Origin of the sequence: Streptomyces sp. NPDC013455 (assembly GCF_040632975.1) — a bacterium.
Taxonomy (GTDB): domain Bacteria; phylum Actinomycetota; class Actinomycetes; order Streptomycetales; family Streptomycetaceae; genus Streptomyces.
The window spans coordinates 1-16,353 of the sequence record NZ_JBEYCX010000018.1; the positions used below are offsets into that span (position 1 = coordinate 1).

14 protein-coding genes and 1 pseudogene are annotated in these 16,353 nt (G+C 69.7%); 7 read left to right on the plus strand and 8 right to left on the minus strand.

Annotation, left to right across the window (positions count from 1 at the left end; all coding sequences use genetic code 11):
* Positions 1 to 85, plus strand: a pseudogene (locus ABZ576_RS25595) (glycosyltransferase family A protein); the annotation flags it as partial.
* A 62-nt stretch (positions 86 to 147) separates the two neighbouring features.
* Here the strand turns inward: ABZ576_RS25595 and ABZ576_RS25600 are convergent.
* The 8 genes from ABZ576_RS25600 to rpmH all read right to left on the minus strand — a co-directional run bounded on the left by ABZ576_RS25600 (position 148) and on the right by rpmH (position 6,174).
* Positions 148 to 1,248, minus strand: coding sequence for a ParB/RepB/Spo0J family partition protein (locus ABZ576_RS25600; RefSeq protein WP_360745241.1), 1,101 nt, complete (start codon positions 1,246 to 1,248; stop codon positions 148 to 150).
* Entirely contained in the window at positions 1,245 to 2,318 is a 1,074-nt protein-coding gene (locus ABZ576_RS25605; protein WP_360745641.1) for a ParA family protein, read from the minus strand. Before ABZ576_RS25605 ends, ABZ576_RS25600 begins: the two co-directional genes overlap by 4 nt.
* A 323-nt stretch (positions 2,319 to 2,641) precedes the next feature.
* Entirely contained in the window at positions 2,642 to 3,358 is a 717-nt protein-coding gene (gene rsmG, locus ABZ576_RS25610; RefSeq protein WP_360745244.1) for a 16S rRNA (guanine(527)-N(7))-methyltransferase RsmG, read from the minus strand.
* A gap of 117 nt (positions 3,359 to 3,475) precedes the next feature.
* The gene (locus ABZ576_RS25615) at positions 3,476 to 3,988 is read right to left on the minus strand and encodes a R3H domain-containing nucleic acid-binding protein (RefSeq protein ID WP_360745247.1); all 513 of its coding nucleotides are present in this window, start codon (positions 3,986 to 3,988) and stop codon (positions 3,476 to 3,478) included.
* A 15-nt stretch (positions 3,989 to 4,003) separates the two neighbouring features.
* Positions 4,004 to 5,278 carry a membrane protein insertase YidC gene (gene yidC, locus ABZ576_RS25620; RefSeq protein WP_360745250.1) on the minus strand — a complete coding sequence of 425 codons (1,275 nt, stop codon included), beginning with the start codon at positions 5,276 to 5,278 and terminating at the stop codon, positions 4,004 to 4,006.
* 3 nt (positions 5,279 to 5,281) lie between these two features.
* A complete protein-coding gene (yidD, locus tag ABZ576_RS25625) occupies positions 5,282 to 5,647 on the minus strand; it encodes a membrane protein insertion efficiency factor YidD (RefSeq protein ID WP_360745253.1) in 366 nt (121 codons plus the stop codon).
* The gene (gene rnpA / locus ABZ576_RS25630; RefSeq protein WP_360745256.1) at positions 5,644 to 6,015 is read right to left on the minus strand and encodes a ribonuclease P protein component; all 372 of its coding nucleotides are present in this window, start codon (positions 6,013 to 6,015) and stop codon (positions 5,644 to 5,646) included. The genes yidD and rnpA overlap by 4 nt, the downstream gene beginning before the upstream one ends.
* A gap of 21 nt (positions 6,016 to 6,036) precedes the next feature.
* Positions 6,037 to 6,174 (minus strand): 50S ribosomal protein L34, encoded by a 138-nt coding sequence (gene rpmH / locus ABZ576_RS25635; RefSeq protein ID WP_003956500.1) that lies wholly within the window; start codon positions 6,172 to 6,174, stop codon positions 6,037 to 6,039.
* A gap of 373 nt (positions 6,175 to 6,547) precedes the next feature.
* Here rpmH and dnaA point away from each other — a divergent pair, with 373 nt between their 5' ends.
* From dnaA to gyrB, 6 genes are all read left to right on the plus strand, one after another.
* On the plus strand, positions 6,548 to 8,452 hold the full coding sequence (gene dnaA / locus ABZ576_RS25640; RefSeq protein ID WP_360745259.1) for a chromosomal replication initiator protein DnaA: 1,905 nt from the start codon (positions 6,548 to 6,550) through the stop codon (positions 8,450 to 8,452).
* A gap of 1,154 nt (positions 8,453 to 9,606) precedes the next feature.
* On the plus strand, positions 9,607 to 10,737 hold the full coding sequence (gene dnaN, locus ABZ576_RS25645; RefSeq protein WP_103779723.1) for a DNA polymerase III subunit beta: 1,131 nt from the start codon (positions 9,607 to 9,609) through the stop codon (positions 10,735 to 10,737).
* Between the two features lie 191 nt (positions 10,738 to 10,928).
* Entirely contained in the window at positions 10,929 to 11,804 is an 876-nt protein-coding gene (gnd, locus tag ABZ576_RS25650) for a phosphogluconate dehydrogenase (NAD(+)-dependent, decarboxylating) (RefSeq protein WP_360745262.1), read from the plus strand.
* A 47-nt stretch (positions 11,805 to 11,851) separates the two neighbouring features.
* Positions 11,852 to 12,973, plus strand: a complete 1,122-nt coding sequence (gene recF, locus ABZ576_RS25655; protein WP_360745265.1) for a DNA replication/repair protein RecF — start codon at positions 11,852 to 11,854, stop codon at positions 12,971 to 12,973.
* The gene (locus tag ABZ576_RS25660) at positions 12,970 to 13,647 is read left to right on the plus strand and encodes a DciA family protein (protein ID WP_360745268.1); all 678 of its coding nucleotides are present in this window, start codon (positions 12,970 to 12,972) and stop codon (positions 13,645 to 13,647) included. The genes recF and ABZ576_RS25660 overlap by 4 nt, the downstream gene beginning before the upstream one ends.
* 589 nt (positions 13,648 to 14,236) lie before the next feature.
* The gene (gyrB, locus tag ABZ576_RS25665; protein ID WP_360745271.1) at positions 14,237 to 16,318 is read left to right on the plus strand and encodes a DNA topoisomerase (ATP-hydrolyzing) subunit B; all 2,082 of its coding nucleotides are present in this window, start codon (positions 14,237 to 14,239) and stop codon (positions 16,316 to 16,318) included.
* Positions 16,319 to 16,353 lie beyond the last annotated feature (35 nt).

The window sequence follows — 16,353 nt, forward strand, 5'->3', positions numbered from 1 at the left end:
CCCGCGCAACACCGGGATCGACGCGGCCAGGGCGCCGTACGTGATGTTCCTGGACAGCGACGACGTGCTGCCGCCGGGTGCGGTGATGTTCCGGTACACCGGAACACGGCCCGCTCCATCACACCATCGGGAGGCGCAGCCCGAGGATCAGTCGTCCGTCTCCTCGCCGTCACCCTCCTGGAGGCTCTTCTGGAGAGCCAGCTTCTCGCCCGGGGCGAGCGTGCTGAGGATGCGTTCCAGATCGTCCGCGGAGGCGAACTCGACGGTGATCTTGCCCTTCTTCTGGCCCAGCTCGACCTTCACCCGGGTCTCGAAACGGTCCGAGAGACGTGTGGCCAGCTCGCTCAGCGCGGGGGAGGGCACGGAACCGGCGCGGGGGCCACGGGCGCGTGAGGCCTTCTGGGGCCGCGAGCCCATCAGCGTCACGATCTCTTCCACGGACCGCACCGACAGTCCCTCGGCCACGATGCGGTGGGCCAGCCGGTCCTGCTCCTCCGAGTCCTCCACGGCCAGCAGCGCCCGGGCGTGGCCGGCCGAGAGCACCCCGGCGGCAACCCGCTTCTGGACGGTCGGAGACAGCTTCAGCAGGCGCAAGGTGTTGGAGACCTGCGGACGCGACCGCCCGATCCGGTCGGCCAACTGGTCGTGCGTGCAGTTGAAGTCCTTCAGCAGCTGGTCGTAGGCAGCGGCCTCTTCGATCGGGTTCAGCTGTGCACGGTGCAGGTTCTCCAGCAGGGCGTCCAGGAGGAGCTTCTCGTCCTCCGTGGCCCGGACGATGGCCGGGATGGCCTCCAGACCGGCCTCGCGGCAGGCGCGCCAGCGGCGCTCGCCCATGATCAGCTCGTAGCGGGCGGGGCCCAGCTGCCGCACCACCACGGGCTGGAGGAGACCGACCTCCTTGATGGAGGTGACCAGCTCCTGGAGGGCGTCCTCGTCGAAGATCTCACGCGGCTGACGCGGGTTCGGCGTGATGGCGTCGAGCGGGATCTCCGCGAAGTGCGCACCCAGCGGAGGCGCCGGCGCCTCGGCGGCCGGGCTCACCGGAGCGGCATCGACGTCCTGCGCAACGGGTGGCAGCGCGGCCACCTTGGCCGCGGCCACCCCGCGGTCGGTCGTCAGCACCGGGACGGCCGCGGGAGAAGTGGACGCTCCGCCACCCATCGCCGCCGGAGTCGGAGTCTTCTCGGTCGGGGCAGCGGGGATCAGTGCGCCAAGACCACGGCCCAGACCCCTCCGTCGCTCGCTCACTGGATCCCCTCCACCATGTTCGGGTTGTTCTGAGCGCCGATGTGGGCATGGCTCGCGTCGTAGCTGACACCGATGCCCCTCAGCGCGATTTCTCGGGCCGCCTCAAGATACGAGAGGGCGCCGCTCGATCCTGGATCGTAAGTCAGCACCGTCTGCCCGTAACTCGGCGCCTCGGAGATACGGACGGAGCGGGGAATGCTCGTCCGCAGGACCTCGTCGCCGAAGTGGTTGCGCACCTCTTCGGCGACCTGGGAAGCGAGACGCGTCCGGCCGTCGTACATGGTGAGCAGGATGGTCGACACGTGCAGGGCGGGGTTGAGGTGCCCCCGCACCAGGTCGACGTTGCGAAGGAGCTGGCCCAGTCCCTCCAGCGCGTAGTACTCGCACTGGATCGGGATGAGGACTTCCTGACCCGCCACCATTGCGTTGACCGTCAGCAGGCCGAGCGAGGGCGGGCAGTCGATGAGGATGTAGTCCAGCGGCTGTTCGTACGCCTGGATGGCGCGCTGGAGCCTGCTTTCCCGGGCCACCAGCGACACCAGCTCGATCTCCGCACCGGCGAGATCGATGGTGGCGGGGGCGCAGAAGAGGCCCTCGACATCAGGGACGGGCTGGACGACTTCGGCGAGTGGCCTGCTTTCCACCAATACGTCGTAGATGGACGGCACTTCGGCGTGGTGGTCGATCCCGAGCGCCGTGGACGCGTTGCCCTGCGGGTCGAGGTCGATCACCAGGACACGGCTGCCGTGCAGAGCCAGGGACGCGGCAAGGTTGACGGTCGTCGTCGTCTTGCCCACGCCACCCTTCTGGTTGGCGACGACGATGAAGCGGGTCTGCTCCGGTCGCGGCAGACCTTCGCCGGCACGGCCGAGAGCCTCCACCGCCAGTTGGGCCGCACGACCGATGGGAGTGTCGTCCATCGGAGGCGGTGTTTCACGTGAAACATCCGCCCCCGTCGACTCGGTTCGGGGACCGGGGACCGGATCGGTCATCGGTCCCGCGATGTTGGCGTCGGACCGCAAGGATTCACTCTCCTCGACTTCAGGCTCGCAATGAACAGAGCCTCCCATGTCTTCGGGGTCGTGAACCAGTGAGGCCTGGTGTTCTGTGGAGAAATCCACCTCTGTGGACAACTCCGTGCCCCTGGAGAGGGACGGATTTGCCGGGGAAACGGGGTCCTCTCCGAGGGAACCGAGAGGCTTCCGGTCGCGCGGTTCGGCCGCAGCGCGGCCACGACTGATGATGCCGTGCAGCAGTGAGCGACGTTTCACGTGAAACACGATGCACAGCGTCTGCGACCGGGCCTCGGCGACACTCCGGCTTGCGTAGGTTTGGCAGCTTGTGTGGAGTACGTCTCGTCGTCAGGACGGATCAGCGACGCCCGTACCCCACCTCACCGGCGACGGCGGGCGCGACCGGTCCGGGCTGCCTTGGCCCGCTTCGCGGCGAACCGCACACCGCCCGGGCTCTCGCCGACCTCGACCCGCACCACGGTGGACAGCGGGTCCACCACGCCCTCACCCACATGCAGGATGGACGTCTCGACCGCGCCCAGCTTGCTGAGGGCGACGGCTGCGGCCTTCAGCTCCTCCTCGGCGGTGTCGCCCTTGAGCGCGAGCATCTCGCCGTACGGGCGAAGCAGGGGGATGCCCCAGGTAGCCAGGCGGTCGAGCGGGGCCACGGCCCGGGCCGTCACCACGTGGACCGGCGGCAGCTTGCCCATGACTTCCTCGGCACGACCGCGCACGACGGTGACGTGATCCAGGCCCAGCAGCTCGACGACCTCGGTGAGGAAGTTGGTGCGCCGCAGCAGGGGCTCCAGGAGGGTGATGTTGAGGTCGTCGCGGACCAGGGCGAGCGGAATGCCCGGCAGCCCGGCACCGGAGCCGACGTCGCAGACCGTCACCCCCTCCGGGACGGCCTCGGAGAGCACCGCGCAGTTCAGCAGGTGCCGCTCCCACAGGCGCGGCACCTCCCGCGGGCCGATCAGGCCACGCTGCACGCCCGCCTCGGCGAGCAGCTCCGCATAGCGGACCGCATCGGCGAAGCGATCACCAAACACTTCCCGCGCCTGCTCAGGCGCAGGGGGGAGCTCCGCTGCCTCCGTCACGGGGACCGTCCTTCCGTACAGCGCCGGTGCTTCGCGCACCGGCCACCAGACCTACCAGGCTGAGAAAAATCCGGCCCCGTCTGCGGTCAGACGGGGCCGGTCGATCGAGGGGGCCGATCAGGCGGGCAGTACGACGACGAACCGCTGCGGCTCCTCGCCCTCGGACTCGCTGCGCAGCCCCGCCGTCTTGACCGCGTCGTGCACGACCTTGCGCTCGAACGGAGTCATTGGCTTGAGCTTCACGGGCTCGCCCGTGCTCTTCACCTCGGCGGCGGCCTTGGCGCCCAGCTCGGACAGCTCGGCCCGCTTCTGGGCCCGGTACCCCGCGATGTCCAGCATCAGTCGGCTGCGGTCGCCGGTCTCCCGGTGCACCGCCAGGCGCGTCAGCTCCTGAAGCGCCTCCAGCACCTCGCCGTCCCGGCCGACCAGCTTCTGCAGGTCGCGGCTTCCGGTGTCGCTGATGATCGACACGGAGGCCCGGTCGGCCTCGACGTCCATGTCGATATCGCCGTCAAGGTCGGCGATGTCCAGCAGACCCTCCAGGTAGTCCGCCGCGATCTCACCCTCCTGCTCAAGGCGGGTGAGGGTGTCTGCACCCTCGGCAGCGGCGGAGGTGGTGCCTTCCGTCACGGGATGGGCTCCTTCTTACTTCTTGGACGGGGACTTGGGCCGCTGCGGGCCACCCTTGCGCTGGCCGGACTGGGCCTTGCTACGGGTGCCGGAGCCGGGCTTCTCGGCCTGCTTGGCAGCGGCGGGCTTGGCGTCCTGCGGATCATCGGACTTCTCCAGCGACAGGGAGTCACCCGCCGCCTTGGGCCCGCCGGACTGACGCTGGGCCTTGCTCTGACGCTTGGGCTGCTGGCGCCGGCCGGCGGCGGCAGCGACGGTACCGGGGGCCGCACCGTCCTCGGTCTGCGTCGCGGCCTGCACCGCGCTCTTCACCACGGTGCCGTCGGCCTCGGCGGCGAGACCGGCCTTGTTCAGCGCGTTGATGAACTTGCGCTCGTACTCGTTGCGATCGCGGCCCTTGGCCACGATCGCCTTGACGATGACCTTCTCGCTGCGCCGGCGGACCTTGCCGTGCTGCGTGACGTGCTTGGTCAGGCGCTCCAGGTAGGCGGCCTGCGCCTTGGAACCCGGGGTCGGGTTGTTGTGGATGACGTACATCTGCTGGCCCATGGTCCACACGTTGGTGGTCAGCCAGTAGACGAGGACACCGACCGGGAAGTTCACACCGAAGACGGCGAACATGACCGGGAAGACGTACATCAGCATCTTCTGCTGCTGCATGAACGGCGTCTTCACCGTGGTGTCGACGTTCTTCGTCATCAGCTGGCGCTGCGTGTAGAACTGCGACGCCGACATCAGCACGATCATGATCGCGGTCACGACGCGGACGTCGGTCAGCGAGGCGTTCAGCGCGGTGACCTGGGCCTCGCTGCTGAAGAACTTCGCCGCGAGCGGGGCGCCGAAGATGTGCGCGTTCCGCGCGCTCTCGAGCAGGCCCTCGTCGATGACGCCGATCTGCTTGCCCGACGCGATGCCGTTGAGCACGTGGTACAGGGCGAAGAAGAACGGGGACTGCGCCAGGATGGGAAGGCACGAGGAGAGCGGGTTGGTACCCGACTCCTTGTACAGCTTCATCATCTCTTCCGACTGGCGCTGCCGGTCGTTCTTGTAGCGCTCCTGGATCTTCTTCATCTCCGGCTGGAGCGTCTGCATCGCGCGCGTGGCCTTGATCTGCTTCACGAAGAGCGGGATCAGGCAGATGCGGATCAGGATCACGAGGGACACGATGGACAGGCCCCAGGCCCACCCCGAGTCAGCGCCGAAGAGGGCGCCGTACACCGTGTGGAACTGGACGATGACCCATGAGACGGGTGTCGTGATGAAGCTGAAGAGGCTGGCAATCGTGTCCACTAATCATGCTCCTTGGGCATGGGACGAAGTCTCTGCGGCCGGGCTCGAAGAGGACTCGGGCTCGAGCTTCGCTTCGGTGGCCGGTTCGGCGGCGGAGGGCCCGCCCCTGCGTGCGCGCCAGGTGTTGCGCAGCATCTCGTGCCACCGCGGGCGCTTACGCGGCGGAACATGGTCCACACCGCCCAGCGACCACGGATTGCACCGGAGGATGCGCCAGGCGGTGAGTGCCGTTCCCTTGACCGCACCGTGCCGGTCGATGGCCGTGAAGCCGTAGTGGGAGCACGACGGGTAGTACTTGCACACCGGCCCCAGCAGCGGACTGATCGTCCACTGGTACAGCTTGATCAGAGCCAGCAGCGGGTACTTCATCGCGCGCCCCCTCCCAGTAGCCGCTCGACGGCGGCGTCCAGGTCTCGGGCCAGCTGTGCGTGGTCGGCGTCGCCCGCTCCGGGCAGCGCTCGTACGACTACCAGGCTACCGGGGGGAAAGAGGGCGACTCGGTCACGCATCAGATGGCGAAGCCTGCGCTTCACTTTGTTGCGCACGACCGCGCCACCCACGGCCTTGCTCACGACGAAACCCGCACGCGTCGGGGGAGCGCTCTCCCCAGGCGCGTGCGGGTCCGTGGCACCGCTACGAAGGTGGACGACGAGGGTCGGACGACCTGCCCGACGACCTCGTCGCACCGCGGTCGCGAAGTCCTCGCGCCGCCTCAGCCGGTTCTCGGTGGGCAGCACGACGTCATGACCTGATCGGAATCAGGCGGACAGGCGGGCGCGACCCTTGCTACGGCGGGACGCGAGAATCGCGCGGCCGGCACGGGTGCGCATACGCAGCCGGAAGCCGTGGGTCTTCGCGCGACGACGGTTGTTCGGCTGGAAGGTGCGCTTGCTCACTCGGGGGCTCCAGAAAGAATCGGTAGTGGCGGGGTGCCGTCCTGGCTGTCACCGTGCGCCCACGAGTAGCTCGCTTCACGCCCGAGTGCACCGCTTCCCGATCACCTGACGTGATCTGTGCCCATCGGAGGCAGGCGGCAGCAGCCATCGACAACTCGACCTGGTTACGGTACGCGGGACTGCGCCATCCGGTCAAACCGAGGGCCATCGAGAGACACTATCCACAGGCTGGGGACAACAACTTGAACCGCACCCGCCGCGCTGACTACCGTGGCTGAACTCCGATTCGTTCCCTTATCCCCGCCCGACCCGATTTTCATCCCGACCCGTCCCCGAACCACACGTTCGTGGGACCTGTGAGAGAGCGTGCCCTGTGGCTGACGTACCTGCCGATCTTGCCGCAGTGTGGCCACGAGTACTCGAGCAGCTCCTCGGGGAAGGCCGGGGGCAGGGCGTCGAGGTGAAGGACGAGCACTGGATCCGGCGCTGCCAGCCGCTCGCGCTGGTCGCGGACACCGCCCTGCTCGCCGTACCGAACGAGTTCGCGAAGGGCGTACTGGAGGGCCGGCTCGCGCCGATCGTCAGCGAGACCCTGAGCCGTGAGTGCGGCCGCCCCATCCGGATCGCGATCACCGTGGACGACTCCGCGGGCGAACCGCCGGCCCCCGCCGCGCCCCCCGCGCACCAGGCCCCCGAGCGCCGCTACGAGGAGCCGGAGCTGCCCTCCGGTCCGTACGAGGGCTACGGCCGTCACCGCGGCGGCGACCAGCGCCCCGGCACCGACCCGCGGGCCGACCAGCTCCCGACCGCCCGCCCGGCCTACCCGTCCGAGTACCAGCGCCCCGAGCCCGGCGGCTGGCCGCGCCCCACGCAGGACGACTACGGCTGGCAGCAGCCGCGGCTCGGCTTCCCCGAGCGCGACCCGTACGCCTCCCCGTCCTCGCAGGACGGCTACGGCTCCGGCGGGGACACCTACGGCGCGCCCGCGCAGGACTACCGCCCGCAGGGCGCGGACCGGCCGCCGTACGACCAGCAGCGCGGCGAGTACGACGGCCCGCGCGCGGACTACGACCGGCAGGACTACGACTCCGCACGCGCCGAGTACGAGCAGCGCGAGCCGGTCCGCCGTGAACTGCCCGACCCGTCGGCGCACCGCGGCGGCCCCGGCCGCCCGGAGGGGCCCCCGGCGGGTGCGGCCGGTTCGCCGGCCGCGCAGTCGGCGCAGGCGAGCGGCCCCGGCGAGCCGACGGCACGGCTGAACCCCAAGTACCTGTTCGACACGTTCGTCATCGGCGCCTCGAACCGGTTCGCGCACGCGGCGGCGGTGGCGGTCGCCGAGGCGCCGGCGAAGGCGTACAACCCCCTGTTCATCTACGGGGAGTCGGGGCTCGGCAAGACGCACCTGCTGCACGCGATCGGGCACTACGCGCGCAGCCTCTACCCGGGCACGCGCGTGCGGTACGTCAGCTCGGAGGAGTTCACCAACGAGTTCATCAACTCCATCCGCGACGGCAAGGGCGACAGCTTCCGCAAGCGCTACCGCGAGATGGACATCCTGCTCGTCGACGACATCCAGTTCCTCGCGGACAAGGAGTCGACGCAGGAGGAGTTCTTCCACACCTTCAACACGCTCCACAACGCCAACAAGCAGATCGTGCTCTCCAGCGACCGGCCGCCCAAGCAGCTGGTCACGCTGGAGGACCGGCTGCGCAACCGCTTCGAGTGGGGTCTGATCACCGACGTCCAGCCGCCCGAGCTGGAGACGCGGATCGCGATCCTGCGCAAGAAGGCGGTCCAGGAGCAGCTGAACGCGCCGCCGGAGGTGCTGGAGTTCATCGCCTCCCGGATCTCGCGGAACATCCGTGAGCTGGAGGGCGCGCTGATCCGGGTGACAGCGTTCGCCTCGCTCAACCGGCAGCCGGTGGACCTGGGCCTGACGGAGATCGTCCTGAAGGACCTGATCCCCGGCGGCGAGGACAGCGCGCCGGAGATCACGGCCACGGCGATCATGGGGGCCACCGCCGACTACTTCGGGCTGACGGTGGAGGACCTGTGCGGAACCTCGCGCGGGCGCGCGCTGGTCACCGCCCGGCAGATCGCGATGTACCTGTGCCGTGAGCTGACCGACCTGTCGCTGCCCAAGATCGGCGCCCAGTTCGGCGGCCGGGACCACACGACCGTCATGCACGCCGACCGCAAGATCCGCGCGCTGATGGCCGAGCGCCGCTCGATCTACAACCAGGTCACCGAGCTGACCAACCGCATCAAGAACGGCTGAGGCCGGCCGCACAGCACGCCCAGGGCGCCCCCGGAACGCATCCCGGGGGCGCCCTCCGGCATTCCCGGCGGGTGCGGAGGGGCCTTGCCGGACGCGTCGCCCCGACCCCCGCGGCAGCCACCGCCCGCCGCTCTCGACGTCGGCAGGCCCGCCTCTCTCGACGTCGGCAGGCCCGCCTCTCTCGACGTCGGCAGGCCCGCCTCTCTCGACGTCGGCGGGCCTGCCACTCTCGACGTCGGCAGGCCCCCCGAGCCCTCCGCCGGGCGCTCCCGTCGATCACCCACAGCCTCCCGAAGGCCGCCGTCCGGCACTCACGGTGACCGCTTCAGGGCCCCGGCACCCCCTCCGAGCCTCGCGCGCGGCGTTGGGGATCGTTCGTCCCCGGTCATCCCGTGTTCGATTACTTGCCGGGTTACGGCCGCCCTCCACAGATTCGGCGACTTTCTTCCGTCCACATCCTGGGGACTGCGGAGTTGTCCCGAAGCCTGTCCACAGGGAGGCTGGGTCCATGGCTTCCGCGCAGCTCAGGGGCCTGTGGAATCGTGGACGAAGGATCTCCACAGACTGTGGAAAACCTCGCGCTCCCCAGCCTGTGGACAAGGTTTTCCACCGGGTCCCCACAGGCTGGGGCCGGTTGTCCCCAGCGAAGTCGGGCTTCTCCACATGGCTGTCCACTGTTCGGCAACGCGATGCCCCCGCTCACCGCGTCGAGTGAAAGCCGTCACAGGAAGCTGCCGGGTTGGGGTGTGGGAAACCTGGGTATTCCTGGGGACACAGCTGGGGAGAACTGCCCTCTCCCTGTGGGCGGTGTGTGCAGAACTTCTTGTTCTCCACAGACACCCCCGGTTGTCCACTGCCTCCACCCACAGGGGCAGTGGATAAAAAAGCTGCGCTGAGCTGGGCAAACGTGGTTATCCACGGTATCCACAGGCCCTACTACTACTCCCGACTAGAGAGAGCTCGGCATTCGTTTCGAAGCGGGGCCTGTGCACAACTCGCCGTCTCGAGCCCGGCTGGCCCCCGGACCGACTTGACCCCGACGGGCACCTACTGTCAGTGCGGTGCGTCAGACTGGTCCCCGGTGTCCTTCCCGTCGCAGTGGGCGGTGACACCGAGTCGGAGGACTCAGTAGCAACAGCAGGAGGCGGCTTACGGTGAAGATCCGGGTGGAACGCGACGTACTCGCGGAGGCAGTGGCCTGGGCGGCACGCAGCCTCCCGGCCCGTCCGCCGGCGCCTGTCCTCGCCGGCCTGCTGCTGAAGGCCGAGGACGGCCAGCTGAGCCTGTCGAGCTTCGACTACGAGGTCTCCGCGCGGGTGAGCGTCGAGGCGGAGGTCGAGGAGGAGGGCACCGTCCTCGTCTCGGGCCGTCTGCTCGCCGACATCTCGCGTGCCCTGCCCAACCGGCCGGTGGAGATTTCCACAGACGGTGTACGGGCGACCGTGGTCTGCGGCTCCTCGCGGTTCACCCTCCACACCCTGCCCGTGGAGGAGTACCCGGCACTGCCGCAGATGCCGAACGCGACCGGCACCGTCCCCGGTGAGGTCTTCGCCGCCGCCGTCTCCCAGGTGGCCATCGCGGCCGGCCGTGACGACACCCTCCCGGTGCTCACCGGTGTGCGCATCGAGATCGAGGGCGACACGGTCACCCTGGCCTCCACCGACCGCTACCGCTTCGCGGTCCGCGAGTTCCTGTGGAAACCGGAGAACCCGGACGCCTCCGCGGTCGCCCTGGTGCCCGCCAAGACGCTGCTGGACACCGCGAAGTCGCTGGGTGCCGGCGACAGCGTCACGCTGGCGCTGTCCGGCTCGGGTGCCGGTGAGGGCCTGATCGGTTTCGAGGGCGCGGGACGGCGGACGACCACGCGGCTGCTCGAGGGCGACCTGCCGAAGTACCGGACGCTGTTCCCGACCGAGTTCAACTCCGTCGCCGTGATCGAGACCGCCCCCTTCGTGGAGGCCGTCAAGCGTGTGGCCCTGGTCGCCGAGCGGAACACGCCGGTGCGGCTGAGCTTCGAGCAGGGCGTGCTGATCCTGGAGGCCGGGTCCAGCGACGACGCACAGGCTGTGGAAAGGGTCGACGCGCAGCTTGAGGGCGACGACATCTCGATCGCGTTCAACCCGACCTTCCTGCTGGACGGTCTGAGCGCGATCGACTCGCCGGTGGCGCAGCTGTCGTTCACCACGTCCACGAAGCCCGCGCTGCTGAGCGGCAAGCCGGCGCTGGACGCGGAGGCGGACGACGCGTACAAGTACCTGATCATGCCGGTCCGGCTCAGCGGCTGACGTTTTCCACAGGTGTGGACGGTGCCGGGCTCCGCGCGGGCGCCCGGTGCTGTGGCGGCGACGTGGGTTTCCGCAGGTCAGGTGGTTCGAATGAGCGCCTGAGCCCACAGCTGTGCACGGAGGGGCACAGCTAGGCTCGGCTCGGCACCCAGGTGCCTCTCACGCCACACAGCGACCTAAGGAACACACTGATGGAGCTCGGTCTCGTCGGCCTCGGCAAGATGGGCGGCAACATGCGCGAGCGGATCCGCCGCGCGGGCCACACCGTCATCGGATACGACCGCAACGCGGACCTCGCGGATGTCCACAGCCTGGAAGAGCTCGTGGGCAAGCTCAGCGGCCCGCGCGTGGTCTGGGTGATGGTCCCCGCCGGCGAGCCCACCCAGTCCACCATCGACCGGCTCGCCGAGCTGCTGGAGCCCGGCGACGTGGTCGTGGACGGCGGCAACTCCCGCTGGACGGACGACGAGAAGCACGCCGAGGAGCTGGCCGCCAAGGGCATAGGCTTCGTCGACTGCGGTGTCTCCGGCGGCGTCTGGGGGCTGGAGAACGGGTACGCGCTGATGTACGGCGGCGACGCCGAGAACGTCGCCAAGGTGCAGCCGGTCTTCGACGCGCTGAAGCCGGAGGGCGACTTCGGCTCGGTGCACGCCGGCAAGGTCGGCGCGGGCCACTTCGCGAAGATGGTCCACAACGGCATCGAGTACGCCATGATGCAGGCCTACGCCGAGGGCTGGGAGCTGCTGGAGAAGGTCGACTCCGTGGAGAACGTCCGCGAGGTCTTCCGCTCCTGGCAGGAGGGCACGGTCATCCGCTCCTGGCTGCTGGACCTCGCGGTCAACGCCCTCGACGAGGACGAGCACCTGGACGACCTGCGCGGTTACGCCCAGGACTCCGGTGAGGGACGCTGGACCGTGGAGGCCGCGATCGACAACGCGGTGCCGCTGCCGGCGATCACCGCGTCGCTGTTCGCGCGGTTCGCCTCCCGCCAGGAGGACTCGCCGCAGATGAAGATGATCGCCGCGCTGCGCAACCAGTTCGGCGGTCACGCCGTAGAGAAGAAGTAGGCCGCGCGGCAGCGGGCCGGAGAGCAACAGGGAGTCGGCGAACGACCATGCACGTCACGCATCTTTCGCTCGCCGACTTCCGCTCGTACGCCCGGGCCGAGGTCCCACTCGACCCGGGCGTCACCGCCTTCGTCGGCCCGAACGGCCAGGGCAAGACCAACCTGGTGGAGGCGGTCGGCTATCTGGCGACGCTCGGCAGCCACCGGGTCGCCTCCGACGCCCCGCTGGTCCGCATGGGCGCCGAGCGGGCGATCGTCCGGGCGCAGGTCCGCCAGGGCGACCGGCAGCAGCTGATCGAGCTGGAGCTGAACCCGGGCAGGGCCAACCGTGCCCGCATCAACCGGTCCTCGCAGGTCAGGCCCCGGGACGTGCTGGGGATCGTACGGACCGTGCTGTTCGCGCCCGAGGATCTCGCCCTCGTCAAGGGGGACCCCGGCGAGCGGCGTCGGTTCCTCGACGAGCTGATCACGGCGCGCTCCCCGCGGATGGCGGGCGTGCGCTCCGACTACGAGCGCGTTCTCAAGCAGCGGAACACCCTGCTGAAGTCGGCGGCCCTGGCCCGCAGGCACGGCGGGCGCTCCATGGACCTGTCCACCCTCGACGTGTGGGACCAGCACCTCGCGCGGGCGGGCGCGGAGCTGCTCGCCCAGCGGATGGACCTGCTCGCCGCCCTGCGGCCGCTCGCCGACAAGGCGTACGAGCAGCTGGCCCCCGGCGGTGGTCCGGTCGCACTGGAGTACCGGCCGTCCGCGCCCGGCGAGGCGCACACACGCGAGGACCTCCACCACCAGCTGCTGGCGGCCCTGACGGAGGTGCGCAAGCAGGAGATCGAGCGGGGCGTGACCCTGGTGGGCCCGCACCGGGACGACGTCGTCCTCAGGCTCGGCCAGCTGCCCGCCAAGGGCTACGCCTCGCACGGCGAGTCCTGGTCCTGCGCGCTCGCCCTGCGGCTCGCCTCCTACGACCTGCTGCGTGCCGAGGGCAACGAGCCGGTGCTGATCCTCGACGACGTCTTCGCCGAGCTGGACGCCCGCCGCCGGGAGCGGCTGGCGGAGCTGGTGGCGCCGGGTGAGCAGGTGCTGGTGACCGCCGCCGTGGACGACGACGTACCCGCGGTGCTGGCCGGTGCCCGGTACGCGGTGGCCGACGGGACGGTGGAGCGCGTATGAACACCGAGGGATTCGGCCCGAACGCCTGGAACAAGGACGTCCGCAGCAGGGAAGCCGGCAGCGGGGACGCCCGGAGCAAGGGCGCCGGGAACCAGGACCTCCGCAACCAGGGCGTCGGGAACAGGGACGTCCGGAACGAGGGCGTCGGTGACCAGGGCGCCGGGAGGCGGCAGGAACCCTCCGGCGTCGACCTCGCGCGCGTGGCGCTGCGCGCCGCGAAGGAGCAGGCACGCGCGCGTGGGGACGCGGCACGGCTGAAGAAGCAGGCGCGGCGGGGCGGCGGCCTGCGCTCCGGCGCCCGCGCGGACGGCCGCGACCCGATGGCGCTCGGCTCGGCGATCAACCGGCTGATCAACGAGCGCGGCTGGGAGACGCCCGCCGCCGTGGGCGGGGTGATGGGCCGCTGGCCGCAGATCGTCGGCGAGGACCTGGCCAAGCACTGCGTGCCGCAGCGGTACGACGAGGACGAGCGGGTGCTGACGGTGAGCTGCGACTCGACGGCCTGGGCGACCCAGCTGCGCGTCCTCGCCCCCACGCTGGTGGCGCGGCTCAACGAGGACCTCGGGCACGGCACCGTGCGGATGATCAAGGTCCTCAACCCCGGCGGCCCGGCCCGCCGCTACGGACCGCTGCGCGCCCCGGGCAGCACCGGCCCCGGCGACACCTACGGCTGACCCGGTCCCGCCGCGCGCCGTCCCGGTCCCGATTGTGCGCCGCAGGCGTGCCGCGCCGACCCGGTCCCGCCGCGCGCCGTCCCGGTCCCGATCGTGCGCCGCAGGCGTGCCGCGCCCGGCCCGGTTCCGCCGCGTGCCGCAGCACGCCTCAGCGTGCCCGAAGAGCCTTCGACGGCGGTCGGAACGGCGTCCGACCGAGGGCTGACGCGGAGGTGACGTACCTCACGTCATCGGCTTGCGCCGGGGTGCCGTCCCAGCTGCGTACACAGGTGTGGATCACCTCCCGGTCGCCGCCGTACCGGCTTCTGACCCCCCGGTAGCCAAGGGTTGACGGCTCGAAGGGCTGAGTGCCGCTGTGAGCCGCTTGGAGCCCCCATCCGTATATCGGGACCCGGCCGAGACCGGTTGAGGGCGGCACATGGGGGCTCAGGCACCCGCAAACCCCCATCGATGTCAGTGCTACCGGTAGACTGGAAGCCAATCCCGCCCCAACGTGGGGACCGCCCGGGAAAAGCTGAGCAACGCTGATCAAGGCTTACCAACGCAACATGCCGCAGCCGCTCCGGCAACCTGCCGACGAGCCCGGCTCGTGCTGTGCCAGAAAGGGCGCTTCGTGGCCGATTCCGGCAACCCCAACGAGAACATCCCGTCCACCGACGCCGGCGTGAACGCCGAGGCCACGGAGTCCGCCGCGGCCTCCGCGTCCTACGACGCCAGCGCCATCACCGTGCTCGAAGGGCTGGACGCGGTCCGCAAGCGGCCCGGCATGTACATCGGCTCCACGGGCGAGCGCGGTCTGCACCACCTGGTGTACGAGGTCGTCGACAACTCGGTCGACGAGGCGCTGGCCGGGTACGCGGACACCATCGACGTGACGATCCTCGCCGACGGCGGCGTGCGCGTCGTCGACAACGGCCGCGGCATCCCGGTGGGCATCGTGCCCTCCGAGGGCAAGCCGGCCGTCGAGGTCGTGCTGACCGTGCTGCACGCGGGCGGCAAGTTCGGCGGCGGCGGGTACGCCGTCTCCGGTGGTCTGCACGGTGTGGGTGTCTCCGTCGTGAACGCGCTGTCCACGAAGGTCGCCGTCGAGGTCAGGACGGACGGTCACCGGTGGACGCAGGACTACAAGATGGGTGTGCCGACGGCCCCGCTGGCCAAGCACGAGGCCATCGAGGAGACCGGCACGTCGGTGACCTTCTGGGCCGACCCGGAGATCTTCGAGACCACCGAATACTCCTTCGAGACGCTGTCCCGGCGTTTCCAGGAGATGGCGTTCCTGAACAAGGGCCTGACCATCCGGCTCACCGACGAGCGCGAGTCGGCGAAGGCGGTGGCCGGCGCGGACGAGGCGGGCGCCGACGAGAAGGCCGAGGTCAAGACCGTCACGTACCACTACGAGGGCGGCATCGTCGACTTCGTGAAGTACCTCAACTCCCGCAAGGGAGACGCGGTGCACCCCACGGTCGTCTCGCTGGAGGCCGAGGACAGGGACAAGAGCCTGTCCCTCGAGGTCGCCATGCAGTGGAACAGCGGCTACAGCGAGGGCGTGTACTCCTTCGCGAACATCATCCACACCCACGAGGGCGGTACCCACGAGGAGGGCTTCCGCGCGGCCCTCACCAGCCTGATCAACAAGTACGCGCGCGACAAGAAGCTGCTGCGCGAGAAGGACGACAACCTCACCGGTGACGACATCCGTGAGGGTCTGACCGCGATCATCTCGGTCAAGCTGAGCGAGCCGCAGTTCGAGGGCCAGACGAAGACCAAGCTGGGCAACACGGAGGCCAAGACCTTCGTGCAGAAGGCGGTCTACGAGCACCTCAACGACTGGCTGGACCGCAATCCGGTCGAGGCCGCGGACATCGTCCGCAAGGGCATCCAGGCGGCCACCGCGCGCGTGGCGGCCCGCAAGGCGCGCGACCTGACGCGGCGCAAGGGCCTGCTGGAGACCGCGTCGCTGCCGGGCAAGCTGGCCGACTGCCAGTCCAACGACCCGGTCAAGTGCGAGATCTTCATCGTCGAGGGCGACTCCGCCGGCGGTTCCGCCAAGTCCGGCCGGAACCCGCAGTACCAGGCGATCCTCCCGATCCGCGGCAAGATCCTCAACGTCGAGAAGGCCCGGATCGACAAGATCCTGCAGAACCAGGAGATCCAGGCGCTGATCTCGGCCTTCGGCACGGGTGTGCACGAGGACTTCGACATCGAGAAGCTCCGCTACCACAAGATCATCCTGATGGCGGACGCCGACGTCGACGGCCAGCACATCAGCACCCTGCTGCTGACCTTCCTGTTCCGCTTCATGCGGCCGCTGGTCGAGGCCGGGCACGTGTACCTGTCCCGTCCCCCGCTGTACAAGATCAAGTGGGGCCGGGACGACGTCGAGTACGCCTACTCGGACCGTGAGCGCGACGCCCTGATCGAGATGGGCCGCCAGCGCGGCAAGCGCGTCCGCGAGGACTCGATCCAGCGCTTCAAGGGTCTCGGCGAGATGAACGCCGAGGAGCTGCGCGTGACCACCATGGACCAGGAGCACCGGGTCCTCGGCCAGGTCACCCTGGACGACGCCGCCCAGGCCGACGACCTGTTCTCGGTCCTGATGGGCGAGGACGTCGAGGCCCGGCGCCAGTTCATCCAGCGCAACGCCAAGGACGTCCGCTTCCTCGACATCTGAGTCGGTCTCAGCTGACCGCACCAGGAAGGATCTTC